The organism is Paenibacillus sp. FSL H8-0332 (assembly GCF_037963835.1).
GTDB classification, from domain to species: Bacteria; Bacillota; Bacilli; order Paenibacillales; family Paenibacillaceae; genus Paenibacillus_AQ; species Paenibacillus_AQ rhizoplanae.
Genome location: NZ_CP150145.1, coordinates 1,563,379 through 1,581,450 on the forward strand (window position 1 = coordinate 1,563,379; position 18,072 = coordinate 1,581,450).

The 18,072-nt window shown below is 53.2% G+C and carries 12 protein-coding genes; 11 read left to right on the top strand and 1 reads right to left on the bottom strand.

Annotated elements, in window-relative coordinates:
* Nucleotides 1-260 precede the first annotated feature (260 nt).
* The 11 genes from NST43_RS06775 (at nt 261) to pulA (ending at nt 15,851) form a co-directional block, all read left to right on the top strand.
* Nucleotides 261-1,424: an iron-containing alcohol dehydrogenase gene (locus NST43_RS06775; protein ID WP_339223288.1), complete on the top strand. Its 1,164-nt coding sequence runs from the start codon at nt 261-263 to the stop codon at nt 1,422-1,424.
* Nucleotides 1,425-1,601: 177 nt separating this feature from the next.
* Nucleotides 1,602-2,135, top strand: coding sequence for a protease (locus NST43_RS06780; RefSeq protein WP_076158759.1), 534 nt, complete (start codon nt 1,602-1,604; stop codon nt 2,133-2,135).
* Complete coding sequence (locus NST43_RS06785; RefSeq protein WP_209994829.1) at nt 2,135-3,724, top strand: flotillin family protein; 1,590 nt, start codon at nt 2,135-2,137, stop codon at nt 3,722-3,724. The genes NST43_RS06780 and NST43_RS06785 overlap by 1 nt, the downstream gene beginning before the upstream one ends.
* A gap of 317 nt (nt 3,725-4,041) precedes the next feature.
* Nucleotides 4,042-4,749 carry an ABC transporter ATP-binding protein gene (locus NST43_RS06790; protein ID WP_209994830.1) on the top strand — a complete coding sequence of 236 codons (708 nt, stop codon included), beginning with the start codon at nt 4,042-4,044 and terminating at the stop codon, nt 4,747-4,749.
* Nucleotides 4,742-6,358, top strand: a complete 1,617-nt coding sequence (locus tag NST43_RS06795) for a hypothetical protein (RefSeq protein ID WP_339223293.1) — start codon at nt 4,742-4,744, stop codon at nt 6,356-6,358. The genes NST43_RS06790 and NST43_RS06795 overlap by 8 nt, the downstream gene beginning before the upstream one ends.
* 106 nt (nt 6,359-6,464) lie before the next feature.
* Nucleotides 6,465-7,328, top strand: a complete 864-nt coding sequence (locus tag NST43_RS06800; protein WP_209994832.1) for a PRD domain-containing protein — start codon at nt 6,465-6,467, stop codon at nt 7,326-7,328.
* 251 nt (nt 7,329-7,579) lie between these two features.
* Nucleotides 7,580-9,637, top strand: coding sequence for a glucose-specific PTS transporter subunit IIBC (gene ptsG, locus NST43_RS06805; RefSeq protein ID WP_339223296.1), 2,058 nt, complete (start codon nt 7,580-7,582; stop codon nt 9,635-9,637).
* 101 nt (nt 9,638-9,738) lie between these two features.
* Nucleotides 9,739-10,014, top strand: a complete 276-nt coding sequence (locus NST43_RS06810; protein ID WP_209994834.1) for an HPr family phosphocarrier protein — start codon at nt 9,739-9,741, stop codon at nt 10,012-10,014.
* Nucleotides 10,007-11,719, top strand: a complete 1,713-nt coding sequence (gene ptsP, locus NST43_RS06815) for a phosphoenolpyruvate--protein phosphotransferase (protein WP_339223298.1) — start codon at nt 10,007-10,009, stop codon at nt 11,717-11,719. The genes NST43_RS06810 and ptsP overlap by 8 nt, the downstream gene beginning before the upstream one ends.
* Before the next feature lie 126 nt (nt 11,720-11,845).
* On the top strand, nt 11,846-13,126 hold the full coding sequence (locus NST43_RS06820; RefSeq protein ID WP_339223299.1) for an MFS transporter: 1,281 nt from the start codon (nt 11,846-11,848) through the stop codon (nt 13,124-13,126).
* Between the two features lie 325 nt (nt 13,127-13,451).
* Nucleotides 13,452-15,851, top strand: a complete 2,400-nt coding sequence (gene pulA, locus NST43_RS06825; protein ID WP_339223300.1) for a type I pullulanase — start codon at nt 13,452-13,454, stop codon at nt 15,849-15,851.
* 98 nt (nt 15,852-15,949) lie between these two features.
* Here the strand turns inward: pulA and NST43_RS06830 are convergent, their stop codons facing one another.
* Nucleotides 15,950-17,518, bottom strand: coding sequence for a sensor domain-containing diguanylate cyclase (locus NST43_RS06830; RefSeq protein WP_339223301.1), 1,569 nt, complete (start codon nt 17,516-17,518; stop codon nt 15,950-15,952).
* Nucleotides 17,519-18,072: the final 554 nt, after the last annotated feature.

Consider the following 18,072-nt stretch of genomic DNA (forward strand, 5'->3'; position numbering starts at 1 on the left):
TTTTTTTTGTTGCTTTTTAAGGAAGGAAGGGTCGATTTTCGCTTGAACAGCGCAGCGGGCAGAATGACCCGCGGAAAAGCGAAGCGTTCGCCTTCTGGACACAACAGTGATTGGAACAACGTTCTGTTTGCGGAGCGTCCACCCAAGTGCTCACGTTGATTCTAATCCAAAATAGAGAGCTGTGCGATTTGAATGCGCCAAGCTGGAGGACTATAATAGACAGGTGCTTCACATTCACATACTCATGGAGGTTTACCCATATGCGCAAGTTTGAATTTTATAACCCTACCAAGCTTATTTTCGGACAGGGAACATTGCAGGCACTCCGTACCGAGGTGCCGAAATACGGTAAGAACGTACTGCTGATGTACGGCGGTGGAAGTATCAAGCGCAGCGGCCTGTATGACAACGTTATTGCCGAGCTGGCTGGCATTGGTGCCGTAGTTACCGAGCTTGCCGGAGTGGAGCCGAATCCGCGTCTCTCAACGGTACATAAGGGTGTAGCATTGTGCCGTGAGCATCACATTGACCTGATTCTTGCCGTTGGCGGCGGCAGCGTGCTGGATTGTGCCAAGGCTGTGGCCGTCGGAGCGAAATATGAAGGGGATATGTGGGACTTCGTAGAACGCAAGGCCGCACCTCAAGGTGCGCTTCCGCTGGGAACCGTGCTGACAATGGCTGCCACCGGCTCTGAAATGAACAACGGCTCGGTTATTACCAACGAAATGACTAAGGAGAAAATGGGCTGGGGCAGCATCCATGCCTATCCGGCTTTCTCGATCCTTGACCCGGAGAACACCTTCTCCCTGCCGCGCGACCAGACGGTGTACGGTATGGTGGACATCATGTCCCATACGCTGGAGCATTATTTCCACACAGACAGCAATACGCCGTTACAGGACGGATTCTTGGAGACTCTGCTTCGTACGGTCATTGAGACAGCACCTAAGCTGATTGAGGATCTGAACAACTACGAGCTGCGGGAGACCATTATGTACTGCGGTACGATGGCGCTGAACGGAATGGTCAGCATGGGCTTTGCCGGTGACTGGGCTACGCACAACATTGAGCATGCCGTATCCGCTGTGTATGATATTCCCCACGGCGGCGGCCTGGCGATTCTCTTCCCGCAGTGGATGAGATATAACCTCAGCACGAATCCTGCCCGCTTCCGCCAGCTGGCTGTGAACGTGTTCGGCATTGACCCTGCCGGCAAAACTGATGAACAGACCGGCCTCGAAGGTATTGAAGCACTCCGCAGCTTCTGGGATTCCATTGGCGCTCCGAAGACGCTTGGTGATTACGATATCGACGACAGCGAAATTGGCAGCATGGCCGACAAAGCGGTCCGCTTCGGCCCGTTCGGCAACTTCCGCAAGCTGGAGCGTCAGGACGTAGTTGAGATTTATAAGCTGGCTTTGTAAGTTAGCCATCAATGTAAAGCCGCTTCCCATCTACGGGGGCGGCTTCTTTTGTCTGTTAATTTTCCCGCTCCCGGCATACATTAATGAGAGCAATACCCAACTTTGTGAAACCAAGGACATGACAGTTGCGTTTATACTAGTATGACAGTCCGGAAGTAATGACGGGAGGAGACTAACATGCAAACGCTGTATTTGGGCTGTTTGGCGCTGGGTATTCTTTTTGCTGTAGTCAGTGTAGTGGTAGGCGACCTGATTGGGAGCGCTCTGGACGGGATTTTTGACATCGTATCTTTTGATTTCCTGAATCCTACCTTATTGGCAGGAGGGATAACTGTATTTGGTGGAGCAGGCATGCTGCTTAACCGCTACAGCGGACTGGAAGATGGAGTGATTCTTGCCTTGTCCCTGCTGGTTGCGGCATTCATGGGCGTATTGATGCATTTGGTGGTAGTGAAGCCAATGAGGAACAGCGAAATGTCGAACGGCTTCTCGATGAGTGAACTGCCGGGGAGAATCGGTGAGGTTACCGTCCCGGTCCCCGGCGTAGGCTACGGTGAGATTATGGTGAAGTTCGGTGCAGGCAACAGCCTGCATACGGCGGCCAGCTTCGAGCAGCATGCACTGCCGGCCGGGATCAAGGTGGTAGTAGTTGAGGTACGTGAGGGTGTTGCACTTGTGTCTGAATTCGAAGAGAGAAAAGGAGTGGATTAATGATGAATCTAGAAAATATTCCAGAATCCCTATTTATACCTGCGATAGTAATCGCTGTACTGCTTGTCCTCGGACTCGCCTTCTGGGCACGTTACAAGACGGTTGGCCCGGATGAAGGCATGATCGTCACCGGTTCCTTCCTGGGCAACAATCATATATCGGATGATGGCTCCGGCCGCAAAATTAAAATCGTCCGCGGCGGCGGGGCATTCATTCTGCCCGTCTTCCAGAAGGCGGAGTTCATGTCCCTGCTCTCCCATAAGCTCGATGTGACGACCCCGGAGGTCTACACGGAGCAAGGCGTACCGGTTATCGCTGATGGGGTGGCGATCATCAAGGTAGGCAGCTCTACGGAAGATGTGGCAACGGCCGCCGAGCAGTTCATGGGCAAGCCGATTGAATCCCTGAAGAGTGAAGCGCAGGAAGTGCTGGAAGGACATCTGCGGGCGATCCTCGGTACGATGACTGTGGAAGAGGTCTACCGTAACCGCGACCGTTTCGCCCAGGAGGTTCAGGGTGTTGCCGCCCGTGACCTCAAAAAGATGGGACTCCAGATTGTCTCGTTCACCATCAAGGATGTACGTGACAAGCACGGATACCTGGAAGCGCTCGGTAAGCCGCGGATTGCGGCAGTGAAGCGGGATGCGGAGATTGCCGAAGCTGAGGCTATGCGTGATGCGCGGATTAAGAAGGCCAATGCCGAAGAGCAGGGGCAGAAGGCGGAGCTGCTCCGCGACACCAACATTGCCGAAGCGTCGAAGGAGAACCAATTGAAGGTCGCGGCGTTCAAACGCGATCAGGACACGGCCAAAGCGGAAGCTGACCAGGCTTACCATATCCAAGAGGCACGTGCCAAGCAGAGCGTAGTGGAAGAGCAGATGAAGGTTGAGCTGGTCCGCAAGGAACGTGAAATCGATCTCCAGGCCAAGGAAATCCAGGTGCGCGAGAAGCAGTATGATGCTGAAGTGAAGAAGAAAGCGGAAGCAGACCGTTATGCGGTAGAGCAGGCGGCGGAAGCCGACAAGGCCAAGCGGATGCGTGAAGCCGATGCCTTGCAGTACAGCATTGAGACACAGGCCAAGGCAACCTCCGAGCAGAAGCGTCTGGAAGGTCAGGCGATTGCGGATGCAGAGCTGGCTAAAGGTAAAGCAGAGTCGGAGGTTATCCGTCTGCGTGGTCTTGCCGAAGCGGAAGCCAAGGAGAAGCTGGCGGAAGCCTTCGAGAAATTCGGCGAAGCCGCTATTCTCGATATTATTGTCAAAATGCTGCCGGAACTGGCGGGACGGATTGCCGAGCCGCTGGCATCCATCGATAAGCTTACCGTTGTAGATACCGGTAACGGTGAAGGTGCCGCCCGGGTCAGCAATTATGTTACCCAACTGATGGCGACAGCCCCTGAGATGCTGAAGAGCGTGTCCGGTATTGACGTCGAGTCCCTGATCAAAGGATTAACTTCAGGCAAATCTGCACAGAAGGATGTTGTCAGACACACTGCAGCACCCCTAACCTCTGTGGTCTCAAGACCGGCCCCGGCTGCACCAGTCACTCCGCTCACTCCGGCGGAACCTTCGGAACACCCTGAAGGTTAACAGCAAGCCACCAAGGTATGGCAGGCAGCAGTACCCGCCAGCCATACCTATTTTAAAGGAATTTAATTATATAAGAGGCACTAAAGAAAATAACAAAAAGCAAAAGAAGCGGAGGGGAAATTTGGAACTGTAGGAGCGGTAGCGACCGCCTTTGTCACCGGATTTCACCCGCGAAGGCGGAATAAATCAAGAAATCTGGTGACAACAGCGGCCGGAAGTCCAAATGTTCACCGCAGTGACGATGAAGCTTCAAGTTCAAAACTTAAGTGCGTCTTATATAAGCAGAGATTCATACGCGCTGAAACGGAGGCAGAGACATGGAGCTTATACTGGATAATATACGCAAGAGCTTTGACGGCAGGGAGGTGCTGAAGGGGATTGACTTTACCTTTGAGCAGGGCAAGATATACGGATTGCTCGGCCGCAACGGCGCGGGAAAAACCTCGTTGTTCAACTGCCTGAGCGGGGAGATCCAAATGGATAGCGGCGGGGCTTTTCTGCGGAGAGATGAGGTGAGTCTTCCACTGCTTGAGGAGGAGATCGGCTATGTCTTCTCCTTGCCGATTCTGCCTGACTTCCTGACCGGTTATGAGTTTGTGAAGTTCTATATGGACATCAATAAGGGGAAGATACAAGCGGACCGGACCATTGAGGAATATTTCGATATCATCCGTTTCGAAGAGGCGGACAGGCACCGTCTGATCAAAGGCTATTCCCACGGGATGAAGAACAAAATTCAGATGCTGTGCTTTATCATTTCCCGGCCGCCGCTGATCCTGCTCGATGAGCCGTTAACCTCGTTCGATGTGGTAGTGGCGCTGGAGATCAAGAAGCTGCTGCGGGAGATGAAGCAGGATCATATCATTATTTTCTCCACTCATATTCTGCAGCTGGCGGCCGATCTCTGCGATGAGCTGGTTATTCTGAATAACGGTACGCTGCGCCAGATTCCGGCGGAGACCCTGCACAGTCCGGAATTCGAAGAGCAGATTATTGCCCTGCTGAAGGATGAGGATCATGATTAGGACACTGAAGGCGATACTGGAAGTGCGGGGGATGTCCGGCGCCAACCGGCTGATGTTCTATATCCGTAAGCTTCCCGTACTGGGTAAGCAGATCCCGGCCTCGGTCTACTCGGAAACCACGCTGAAGCGGTCCTTATCTGTTATCGTGCATATCTTGAAGCTTCTTATGGCCTTTGTGACGAAGTTCACTTATCTGGGTATTATGATCTTTCTTCCGGTGAAGCTGATAGGACAAGATTTATCATTAACCCTGCCTGTGCAATACCAGCTCTATTTGCAGATGCTGCTATGTATAAGCTTCCTCACGTCCGGGATTTCCAGCGCGGTTATTCTGGAGCCGAAGCGGGATAAATACATATTCGTGAAGCTGATGAGACTGCCGGCAGAGCGGTATATGCGGACCACACTGACTTTGCGCGGGATCAGCTTCCTGGTTACGTTTATTCCGGCGATGCTGGTCTTCGGGAGTTTTCTCGGGGCTCCGCTGTGGCATGGGGCGGTTCTGACGCTGCTGCTGACGTTCTGGCGCACGGCTTGCGAGGCGCTGCATCTGTGGGTGTTTGACCGCTACGGCATTGTTATTGTCAAAAAAACAGGCTGGGTCTGGACCGCCATCGGCGCTGGCTATCTGCTGGCCTACCTGCCACTGCTTCCCGGATTTGCGGTAGTAGAGAGTGGAATGCTGTTCAACCTGCCTGTGGTGATTGGCGTGCTTATGCTGGGAGGCTTAAGTGCGGTCTATATCGCCCGTTATAAAGGCTACAAGAATGCCGTCGATGCCGTCACCAAAATCGACGATCCGCTGCTCGACATGGGCCGGATGATGAAAGAAGCACGGGTGAAGGATGTCGCTACGCAGGATCAGCACTACTCGGCGGAACAGAATCAAGGCAAGTTCGAGGGGAAAAGCGGGTACGCATACCTGAATGCTATCTTCTTCTCACGCCACCGGCGGCTCATAACCAGTCCGATAGAGCGCAGGCTGGTCATTATTGGCTCGCTCTTTGCAGCTGCTTTGCTGACGATGCTGTTGTCACAAGCTGCTTTTACCAAGCTGACTCACTATCTGATTACCGCGTTGCCGACCTTCCTGATCATTATGAACTATACGTCCATTGGCGAACGCCTCTGCAAGGCGATGTTCTATAACTGTGATCTCAGCCTGCTGCGCTATGGGTTCTACCGTGAACAATCGGCGATTCTGAGCAACTTCCGCATCCGGCTGCTGCGTATCAGCGTGCTCAATCTGATCCCGGCTGCCGCGATCTGCCTGGCGGTGAACTTGCTGCTGCTGCTGTCAGCGGAGACCTGGGGCGCGGGGGATGCTGCACTCTTTTGCGTGACGATTGTGGCGCTGTCCCTGTTCTTCTCGGTGCATCATCTGTTCATGTACTACATCTTCCAGCCCTATAGCACAGAGCTGAATGTGAAGAATCCGTTCTTTACGATTGTGAACAGTGTGGTGCTGGGGGTAGGATTCATCGCCATGCAGTTCAAGAGTGAGCTTGGAATGTTTGCCATGATCGTAGTGCTCTCTGCTGTGGTGTATATGCTGGCTGCTCTGATCATGGTATACAGGTTCTCAGGCCGGACGTTTCGGGTGAAATGAAATGAGCCTGCGGGCCGTGTGTGACACACTTCTAATTTGAGATTCTTGATGTTATGATAGTGCTGCCGGAATTGATCGGGATTCAGAAGTAAAAGAGGTGTCGCAAGTGAGCAGCATTACCGTGGCCAAGGTGCTTAATAATAACGTGATCATTGCCGAGCATCCCCAGTATGCTGAGGTTGTGGTCATCGGCAAGGGGATCGGCTTCAACCGTAAAACGCGGGACCGGATCAATCTGTCCTCCGTAGAGAAGATGTTCATCCTGCGCAGCCAGGAGGAGCAGGAGCAATACAAGCAGCTCGTACCGCAGGTAGATGAGAAGCTGATTGAGGTGGTCCAGGAGATTGTACTGCATATTATGCAGAGCAGCCGCCAGACGCTGAATGAGCATATCCATATTGCCCTTACCGACCATATCTCCTTTGCGATCCGCAGAAGCGAGCAGCATATGGCTATTCATAATCCGTTTCTGTATGAGACCCGGGAGATTTATCCGGAGGAATATAGTCTGGCGGAATATGCGGTGGAGCGGATCAATGAGGCGATGGAAGTTGCGCTGCCGCCGGATGAGATTGGTTTTGTGGCTCTGCATATTGTCAGTGCGCTTAGCAACCGCCATATCTCCGAGGTGAAGCAGCATTCCGAGCTTATCGGCGATCTGGTGGGGCTGGTCGAAGATAATCTGGAATATCGTATTCCGCGGGATTCGCTGGATTACTCAAGGCTGGTGACCCATTTGCGGTTCGTTCTGGAACGTCTGCGCCGGGGAGAGACTGTGCGCGAGACCTCGTCCCTGGATGGACTAATGAAGCGGGAGTACCCTGAGATGTACATGCTTGCCTGGAAGCTGACGAAGGTGATCGAGCAGCGTGTGCGCATTCCGGTATATCCGGCCGAGGTTAGCTATCTAACAATTCATCTGCAGCGAATTGCCCAGAAGAAGGAAGATGAGACAGGGATGGAGGAGTAGACCGGCTTTAGGCGATTTTGGGGCTTGCAACTTCAAATTAATGGTGCTACAATGATCCCTGTTATGAAACAGAAGCAGAATACAAACGTGTAACTGATACGATCAGGCATGAGTGATTTACAGTATTATGGTTGTCCAGCCCCCTCTCGGGGTACCCTAACGTTAGCGTTAGCCGGGCAATCTGCGTACTGTATTGCTCATGCCTTTTTTGGCTTCTGTTGACAGAAATTAAGGATTAGGAAGTGACATGAATGTTCAAAAAATTATTTGGCGTTCTGCAGAGAGTCGGTAAGGCGCTTATGCTGCCAGTTGCCATTCTGCCTGCGGCGGGCCTGCTGCTAGGAATCGGGAACATGCTGGTTAACCCGGACTTCCTGCAATATGTGCCTGCACTGGAGAATCATACTGTTCAGGCGATAGCCACCGTACTTATGAACTCCGGGCAAATCGTATTTGATAACCTCTCCCTGCTCTTTGCAGTCGGCGTAGCCATCGGGCTAGCCGGAGGAGAAGGCGTAGCCGGGCTTGCGGCGATTATCGGCTTCCTGGTGATGAACGTAACCATGGGTACGGTAGTGGGTGTCAATGCTTACGTGCTGACCTGGAAGGATTTCTCTTATTCCAGCGTGCTGGGGATTCCCACATTGCAGACTGGGGTGTTCGGTGGTATCCTGGTCGGGATACTAGCCGCATCCATGTACAAAAGGTTCTTCCGCATAGAATTGCCGTCTTATCTGGGTTTCTTCGCGGGTAAACGTTTCGTACCGATTATGACGGCGGTGACCTCCCTGATCCTCGGTCTTGCGCTCACGATTGTGTGGCCGCCGATTCAGCACGGTCTGAACTATGTGTCTCAGAGTATGATTAATACCAACCTGACGCTGTCGGCCTTTATCTTCGGGGTGATCGAGCGCTCCCTGATTCCGTTCGGCCTGCACCATATCTTCTATTCACCATTCTGGTATGAATTCGGAAGTTATATTGACAAGGCGGGCGATCTGGTCCGGGGGGACCAGCGGATCTTCATGCAGCAGCTTCGTGACGGTGCGGAGTTCACAGCGGGCACATTTACAACCGGTAAATATCCGTTCATGATGTTCGGTCTTCCGGCAGCGGCTCTTGCGATCTACCACGAGTCCAAGCCTGAGAACAGACGGATTGTCGGCAGCTTGATGATCTCGGCTGCGCTGACTTCGTTCCTTACAGGGATTACGGAGCCACTGGAGTTCTCATTCCTGTTCGTAGCTCCGCTGCTGTTCGCAGTCCATGCCGTGTTTGCCGGTCTGTCCTTCATGACCATGCACATCCTTGATGTCAAAATCGGGATGACCTTCTCCGGCGGCTTCATCGACTATGTGCTGTTCGGCGTCATTCCGAACCGTACCGCCTGGTGGCTGGTTATCCCGGTAGGTCTGGTACTGGCCGTGATTTATTACTTCGGGTTCCGCTTCGTCATCCGCAAGTTCAACCTGAAGACTCCGGGCCGTGAAGATGCCTCGGACGATGAGGAAGACATGAGCACAGAGAGTGTATCCAAGACGGGCGACGATCTGCCGCGCAACATTCTGTCTGCCCTGGGCGGCAAAGAGAACATCACCCATCTGGATGCTTGCATTACGCGTCTGCGTGTCGAAGTCAAGGACAAAGCGGGCGTAGATAAGAACCGTCTGAAGAAACTGGGTGCTTCTGGTGTTCTTGAAGTGGGTAACAACGTACAAGCGATCTTCGGCACACGTTCGGACACGATCAAGTCCCAGATTCAGGATGTGATGAACGGCAGAACACCGGCCGCAGCCCCTGCAGCTCCGAAGCCGGAGCTGGAACAGCAGGCCGGCGAGCAGGGCCAGGCTATTATACCTGAGGATATCGTATCCCCGGTAAACGGCCAGCTGATGGATATTACAGAGGTTCCCGATGCGGTCTTCTCACAGAAAATGACCGGTGACGGCTTCGCCTTCCTGTCGGAAGACGGCAAGATTGCTTCACCGGTATACGGCAAGGTATTCAACGTGTTCCCGAGTAAGCACGCCATTGGCATCATGTCGGACGGCGGCAAGGAAGTCCTTGTGCATATCGGGGTCAACACAGTTAAGCTTAAGGGCCAAGGCTTCACGATTCTGGTGGAGGAAGGCGATCTGGTAGCTGCCGGACAGCCGATTATGGAAGTGGATATGGAGTATGTGAAGGCGAATGCACCTTCTGTCATTTCTCCGGTCATCTTCTCCAACCTGCCGGAAGGCTCCTCTGTTACCTTGAAGAAGCCGGGCAGAGTCGTCATCGGCGACAAGGATATCATCACCATTCAGTAAAATGTGCAATGGCGAAGCGCTTCTATTATAATGAAGGGGAGCGCAAGCCTTCACTATAATTCACCATCCCAAAATTAACAGAAAGCGAGTTGGATTATATTATGCAAACAACTTTCAGAATTATTGACGAAGACGGAATTCACGCACGCCCGGCGACAGCGCTGGTAAATACAGCTACAAAATTCAAAAGCACCGAGGCTTTTGCAGAAGCTAAAGGCAAAAAAGTTACTCTTAAATCTATCCTGGGCGTTCTGTCCCTGGGCCTTGAAGCAGGAGATACCCTGACCCTTATTACTGAAGGCAGTGAAGAAGCGGAAGCACTGAGCGCGCTGCAGGAGGTTATGGTTAAAGAAGGGCTGGGAGAAGTCCATGAATAAGATTTCAGGAATCGCGGCTTCCGCAGGTATTGCAGTAGCCCGTGCCTTTATCCTGGAACATCCGGACTATACCATTACCAAAACAGCGGTCACTGATGTGGACGCTGAGCTTGCGAAGCTGAAGGATGCCCTGGACAAATCCAGAGGCGAACTTCAGACCATCAAAGAGCGTACATTGGCTGAGCTTGGCGAGAAGAAGGCGGAGATTTTCGAATCCCATCTGCTGATTCTTGATGATCCTGAGCTCATTACCCCTGTAATGGACAAAATCCGTGACGAATCGGTAAATGCGGACTACGCACTGAATGAAGTAGCTAATCAATTTGTGGAAATGTTCCAAAACATGAAGAGCGCCTACCTGCAGGAACGTGCAGCTGATATGCGTGACGTAACCAAACGCGTGCTGAACCACCTGCTTGGCATTCATTATGTGAGCCCGGCAGAAATCAGTGAAGAGGTTATCGTCATTGCGATGGATCTGACCCCTTCGGATACTGCACAGCTTAACCGCAATTTCGTCAAAGGCTTCACGACCAACATCGGCGGCCGGACTTCCCACTCGGCCATTATGGCCCGTTCCTTGGAGATTCCGGCAGTTGTAGGGACCAAGAATGTCTTGTCCCTGGTCAAATCCGGCGATCTGATCATCGTTGATGGTCTAAATGGCGATGTGCTGATCAACCCTTCGGAAGCCGAAGTTGCTGAGTACACTGCGAAGCAGGCAGCCTATGATCTGCAGATTGCTGAGTGGAAGAAGCTCCGTGATGAGCCTACCGTATCCGCTGACGGCAAGCATGTAGAGCTGGCTGCCAATATCGGTACTCCGAATGATGTCACTGGTGTGATTGAGAACGGCGGCGAAGGCGTAGGCTTGTACCGTACAGAGTTCCTGTACATGGGCCGCGACAAGCTGCCTTCTGAAGAGATTCAGTACAACGCCTACCGCACTGTGCTTGAGAACATGCAAGGCAAGCCGGTAGTGGTGCGTACGCTGGATATCGGCGGGGACAAGGAATTGCCTTATCTGGATCTGCCGAAGGAAATGAATCCGTTCCTGGGCTTCCGGGCGATCCGTCTCTGTCTGGACCGTCAGGATATCTTCCGCACCCAGCTTCGTGCCTTGCTCAGAGCAAGCGCACACGGTGACCTGCGGATTATGTTCCCGATGATCGCCACCCTTGGCGAATTCCGTGCAGCCCGTGATCTGCTGCTGGAAGAGAAAGTCAAGCTGCGTGAAGAAGGCAAGGAAGTATCGGACAACATTCAGCTCGGTATCATGGTTGAGATTCCTTCGACTGCTGTACTGGCGGACCAGTTCGCCAAAGAAGTGGATTTCTTCAGTATCGGCACCAACGACCTTATTCAATATACAATGGCTGCGGACCGTATGAATGAACGGGTAGCCTACCTGTATCAGCCATACAACCCGGCGATTCTGCGTCTGGTCAAAATCGTTATCGACGCTGCACACGCCGAAGGCAAATGGACCGGCATGTGCGGTGAAATGGCCGGTGACTCTACAGCTATTCCTCTGCTGCTGGGTCTTGGCCTTGATGAATTCAGCATGAGCGCTACCTCCATCCTGCCAGCACGCAGCCAGATCTCCAAGCTGTCCGCGGCCGACATGAAGGAAATGGCTGCCCAGGCCCTGCAACTCGGCACGGCCGAGGAAGTTGCCGCACTGGTGCAATCCCGCGTGAATTAATTCTTTACTCAAGCATTGGTTATAACTCCAACTACTTTACGGCCTCCTTTACAGGGGGCTTTTTTTTGTGGAGTGATTCGAATTTCAGCAAATCTGGAACCGCCCGCCCGGGCCGTATTTTATATAATGAGTACATTACTTTCGGAGGGTGGAACCATTGTGCAGAGATTCAGTGCTTCACAGATTTATTTATTCCTCGTGTTTATGACGTCGCTTGCGGCCAGTACGATATTCACAACCTACAGTATTTATTATGTAATCGAGCTGGGACTGAATCCGCTTCAGCTTGTGCTGATTGGAACGGTGCTGGAGATAACGGTGCTTGTGTTCGAGGGAATCACCGGAGTGGTTGCCGATACCTATAGCCGCAGACTATCCGTCATAATTGCCATGTTCGTTCTGGGGAGTGCCTTTGTCCTCGAAGGGAGTATTGTCTGGATCTTGCACCCGGCTTCCCTGTTGCCTGCCTTCGGCTGGCTGCTGATCTCCCAGATGCTGTACGGGATCGGCTGGACGTTCCTGAGCGGGGCGGATACCGCATGGATCGTGGATGAGCTTGAGGAGGAGCAGGCCGGAAGAATCTTCATGCGCTCCAAAATCTTCTCTTTAAGCGCCTCTCTATTAGGCATTGCGCTCAGCGTAGGATTATCCCAGGTTGCGTCTAATCTCCCTTTTCTGGCGGGTGGAGTCATCTATTTCGTCCTGGGGCTGATATTGATCCGCTATATGAAGGAGACGGGATTCATACGGCGGGAACGTGCGCCGCATTCCTCCGCTATCCGTGAACTGGGCCAGACCTGGGTCAGCGGCGCCTCTATCCTGAGGCATCATCCGCTGCTCCTGCTGCTGACCGTTGTAACTTTATTTAGCGGCGCTGCGTCTGAGGGATATGACCGTTTGTGGCAAGTCTTTCTTATGAATGAAATCGGGTTTCCGGAGATTGGAGTCTCGATGGCGGCCGGCTTCGGGCTGATCAGTGCGGCGACTACTCTGCTGGGTATGCTGGCTGTCTATATGGCCGGGAATATTATTGATTTGCAAAAGGAACGTCAGGTAACGGCCGCCTTGTTCCTCCTGACATCCATCCGTGCAGGCTGCATTATACTGGTGGCGCTTGCACCTGATTTCTACTTGGCTATCGGGGCGGTGCTGCTCCTAGGGGTGGTCGCTTCGGTCAGCGAGCCGATCTATACCACCTGGCTGAACACGAAGCTGCCTGCTCAGAACCGGGCAACCCTATTGTCCATGCTCAGTCAATCCGATGCTCTGGGCCAGAGCGCAGGCGGTCCGGCTGTGGGCTATATCGGCAGCAGGATCTCCATCAGGGTCTCGCTGCTGTCCGCAGGCTTCCTGTTGCTTCCTGTCATCGCGTTATATGGGAGGCTGCTGCGGAAGGGGTCCGTATGATTCTGGAACATTTTACAATTGTAATCGGGCGGTGAGACAAGTATACTTCCGATTAACTAGCGGCTATAACTTAAATAGCTTGAATTCCCGGGTATCCATGCCGATATAGGATATATCCGGGGACACAATTCTACTCGTAACCCAGACCTGTGAACATAGTGTTACATATTATATAATGAACCCTATGTAGCAATTCCGCGTAACCCGCTTGCAGAGCTGTGCAAGTACTAAGTATTAGTTATGGTGAATGTGGACATAGCTTGATAGTAATAGAATGATAGTTCTCCGGGAGTATTACGGATGAGCGTAGGGATGGTGAATAGCAATGAGCAGCAATTCTATACAAGCAGAACAAGAAATCGATACCTATCAAGGCAAGGACCTCGGCTTAACCTACACAGCGGAATATTGTGTATTCAAAGTTTGGGCGCCTACAGCCTTTACAGTAGCGCTCGTATTATATGCAACAGGCGGAAACGGGATGCCCCCGCAGACCCTAGATTATAAGGACAGCGGCAAAATTCTCGGCATGGAGCGCTCTGAGGGCGGGGTGTGGACGATCCAGGTTCCCGGTAACCTCAAGGGGAAATATTATATGTACCGCGCCGTATTTGCGGACGGGTCGATTAATGAAGCGGCAGATCCTTATGCAGCAGCTGTATCGGCGAATGGAGTGCGGACGGCCATCGTGGATTTGTCTGAGACAGACCCGGACGGCTGGGAGAACGATGCTTCTCCGGTGCTGCCGCATCCGGCAGATGCTATAATTTATGAGCTGCATGTCCGCGATTTCTCGTCAGACCCTAGCTCCGGTCTGACGTATAAGGGGAAATTCAAGGCCTTCACCGAGACCGGCCTGCGGGATGAAGCGGGTCACTTGCTGGGCGTTGATCATCTGGCTGAGCTGGGCATCACACATGTTCATCTGATGCCGGTCTTCGACTATCAGACAGTGGATGAGCTGGGCAAGGCAGGGGAAGAACCGGCGTCTTCGATCTTCACGGACTATAACTGGGGCTACGATCCCCAGCACTATAATGTGCCGGAAGGCTCCTACAGCACAGACCCAGCTAACCCGCTTACCCGTATCCGGGAATTCAAGGAGATGGTCCAGGCGCTGCACAGCCGCGGTATCTCGGTGATTATGGATGTGGTCTACAATCATACCTATGGCTTCCAGAAGGGACCCTTCCAGCCGCTGGTACCGGACTATTTCTACCGTCATGATCAGAGCGGCCGGCTCTCTAACGGCTCGGGCGTCGGCAATGAGCTGGCTACAGAACGGCCGATGGTCCGCAAGTATATCAAGGATTCCCTGTCCTACTGGGCTAAGGAGTACCATATTGACGGGTTCCGCTTCGATCTGATGGGGCTGATGGACAGCGTGACCATGCGCGAGATTACCGAGGAGCTGCGGCTGGAGATTAATCCGGGGCTGCTGCTCTATGGTGAGCCCTGGACCGGCGGCGACTCCCCGCTTGCCTCCAAGACGCTGAAGGGCGTACAGCGCGGCAAAGGCTATGCCGTCTTCAATGACAACTTCCGCGCAGCCATCAAGGGAGACAGCGACGGCTGGGGTAAGGGCTTCGTAACCGGAGAATACGGCAAGGAAGGCGCGATAGCGTCCGGGGTAAGCGGGGCGATTCATGAATTCACCGATGCGCCTGCAGAGACCGTGAACTATGTAACCGCACATGATAATCTCAACCTGTGGGACAAAATTCTGGCGACCCGGGGACTTCGCGGGGAAGCCGGACTGCCGGATCTTGAGGGCGGCAAGCTGCGGGGCGGCGGGGATCTTAAGGCCGCAGTAGAGCAGTCGAATCCGTATGTGGGAGTAGATCCCGAGAATGTGCTGGACAATGAGACGGTACGCCGTTCGTTGCTGGCTAACGGAATCATTCTGACCTCGCAGGGAATTCCGTTCCTCCATGCCGGGGATGAGCTGCTGCGCAGCAAATACGGAGATCATAACAGCTACCGCAGTCCGGACTGTATCAATGCGATCCGCTGGGAGAACAAAAGCAAATTCATTGCAGTATTTCAATATTACAAAGGGCTGATTGAGCTGCGCCGGACACATCCGGCCTTCCGCCTGCACGGGCGCCAGGAGATTGAGCGCAGTCTTGAGTTCCTGCGCTGTGACGGCGGAGTCGTTGCCTATAGACTGAAGGATAACGCCGGTGGAGATACATGGAATAATATCGTGGTGATCTATAATGCCAACATGGAGCCGGTTACCCAGTGCCTCCCGGAGACCTCCGGCTGCTGGAACATCGTAGTCGATCATGCCCATGCCGGACCGGAAGCCTTCCGGCAGACGGAGAGCGGCAGTGTAGAGGTCGCCGGACTGTCGGTGATGGTTCTCTATGATAAATACGGGGAGCCTGAGCCGAGGTCGAAGATTGTGGAAGTTCATTATGACCGGCCGGACGGCGACTACCGGGGCTGGAATCTCTGGGTGTGGGGTACAGGCATTCAGGATGGACAACGGGACTTCCAGCATATGGAGGACGGCCATGCCGTAGCACGGATTGAAGTGCTGCCCGGGACCTCCACGATAGGCTACATCCTCCGGCTGAACGACTGGGAGGAGAAGGACGGCACCGCTGACCGCTTCATCGACTGCTCGGGCAGCGGGGAGCAGGTCATTAAGGTGACCGTTCGGGAGCGTAGTCCGGAGCATAGCACCGAACTGGCTGATCCATTGCAGCAGACCAGCTAGAACATAAGAAGAGCTGATTAGTTCCATCTCCTGGGGGAGGGGGCTAATCAGCTCTTTTTGGCTAGGAGTTATAGATAGGGAGTCGGCATCCGCTGGTGCTAGTTCCGCTGATCACTGTATTTCTTATCCACATGCTCGCTGTACAGGTTAGCCTCATTGCCGCCATGGTTCTTGGAGCGGTACATCGCAAGATCGGCGGCACGGAGCAGCTCGTTGATGCTGCTGCCGTGCTGCGGGTACAGCGCCACGCCTATGCTGGCAGAGGTGTGGAAGCTGGAGCCCTGGTTAACGGACCAGGATTTGCTGAACAGCTGGAGCAGACGGTTCAGCAGCTCGTCCAGCATTTGCGGGCTGCTGAACCGGTGCAGCACTACGGCGAATTCATCCCCGCCGATCCGGAAGGCCTGGCCGGAGCCCTTCACGGTCTGCTGCAGCTCCCGGGAGAGCAGCTGCAGGAATTCATCACCGGCCAGATGGCCGAGTGTATCATTGAGCTGCTTGAACCGGTCGCAGTCCAGCAGCGCCACGGCGATCTCCTGCCGGCGCTCCTCGGGCTGGTTGATCAGGTTCTCCATGTACATTTTGAAATGGGCACGGTTGGGAATCGCCGTCAGATGATCATAGAAGGCCAGCTTGTGCAGCCGCTCCTCATATTGCTTGCGCTGGGTAATCTCACGTGATACGAGCATGAACTGCGCCGGGAAATTGCGGCTGCCCGCAATAGGGGTAACCTTGGTCTCCAGCCACACCCAGTGCCCTTCGGCCGAACGCATGCGCAGCTCGGATATTCTCGGTGAAGACTGCACCACACTCTTGAGCTTGGCCCAGGAGATCTCGGCTTCACGGATATAGTTGGAGAGCGGCGCCCCTTTGCTCGGCACATAACCAAGCGCAGTTGCATGGGAAGGGGACGCATACAGAATGAGACCGTTCGGGTCTGTCAGCACGATAAAATCAGACATCGTCTCACCGATCAGCTGATAGAGCGACTTCTCATCCTGCATTTCATTCTGCAGCGAGATCAGTCTGCGGCTGAGATAGAAGATGACCAGTACAAGCAGGAACAGGAATACGGAGTAGACGGCGAACAGGGAGCTTTTGAGATTATTGAACTCCGTCATCACCTGGTTGGCATAGCTGTCAATCCGATCCTCTGCCTGATTCAGGACCTCCCGTACCTCATTTAGCTCTGTATGTATGGTGAGGGCTGAGTAGAATGCGGGGTTCCAGTCGCTCTGGACGCGCTGCGAGATCAGCTCCCGGCCGCTATCCCTCCATGTGGTAAGCGTAGTCCCGAAGTGATCCAGCTCGTTCCTCAGCTCGTCCAGCAGCAGCTCGCTCTGCTTCATTCCATTGAACGGGCTCTTCACGGAATTCAGGTTATAACGTGCGGTACTGACCCGCTGCAGCGCCTGGGCATTATTGTCCTCGAATTCTTGCGACAGCGTACTGCGCTGCGCACTGGTCAACGCTCCCCCGACTGTGGTCTGAAGCGCAAGGGCCGCCTGATACAGGTCCCGGTCAGCGTTCAGAATAAGCTCGGAATTCTGATAGACGTCACTGTATAGAGAGTCGGATAATTTGTTCATCGTATGATTCAGAATCAGTAGAGAGGCCACACTGATGCCAACCAGGAGAACGGAGATGGAGGTGAATAGTATAATCAATCTGCGTGTACTTGTGTTTTCCGAAAAAACTGCCACTGTCATCCTCTCCCCGCACAGAACTTTTGCAAATCTCATTGGTGTAGCTTTGGTGCATGCGAAACGAATCCTTATGCGGAATATGGCTTCATGCAGGCATGTAAGAGAGTATACGTTAGCGAGTCCTAGCAAGCAGGGGAAGAAGGAGGCAATGGAAAGAATAGTTTCCGGTTAGGTCGCGGTTTCTTTTCACCAGTATATAGGACATCCCTTAAGCAGAGCAATTGCTGAAAAAATAATAAGCCCCGTCAGCTTCCGCTGCCGGTTGTACAGGCCGTGAAGCGGACCCTGGAGCCGGAAGGGAAGAGTGGAGACATATCAGTTACAGCCGAAACAAAGAACTATTATGTATATCTTACTTCTATGTAAAAGGTATTCTGACCTTTGAGTCCTATTACCCACTTTTACTGCAAACGATACCCCTTTGGTATCAATTGTGCATTAAAAATATAATAGAAAAATCCGTCAGTCCCATAGATCTGAGACTGGCGGATTGAACAGCAGAGTGTAATCTGCAA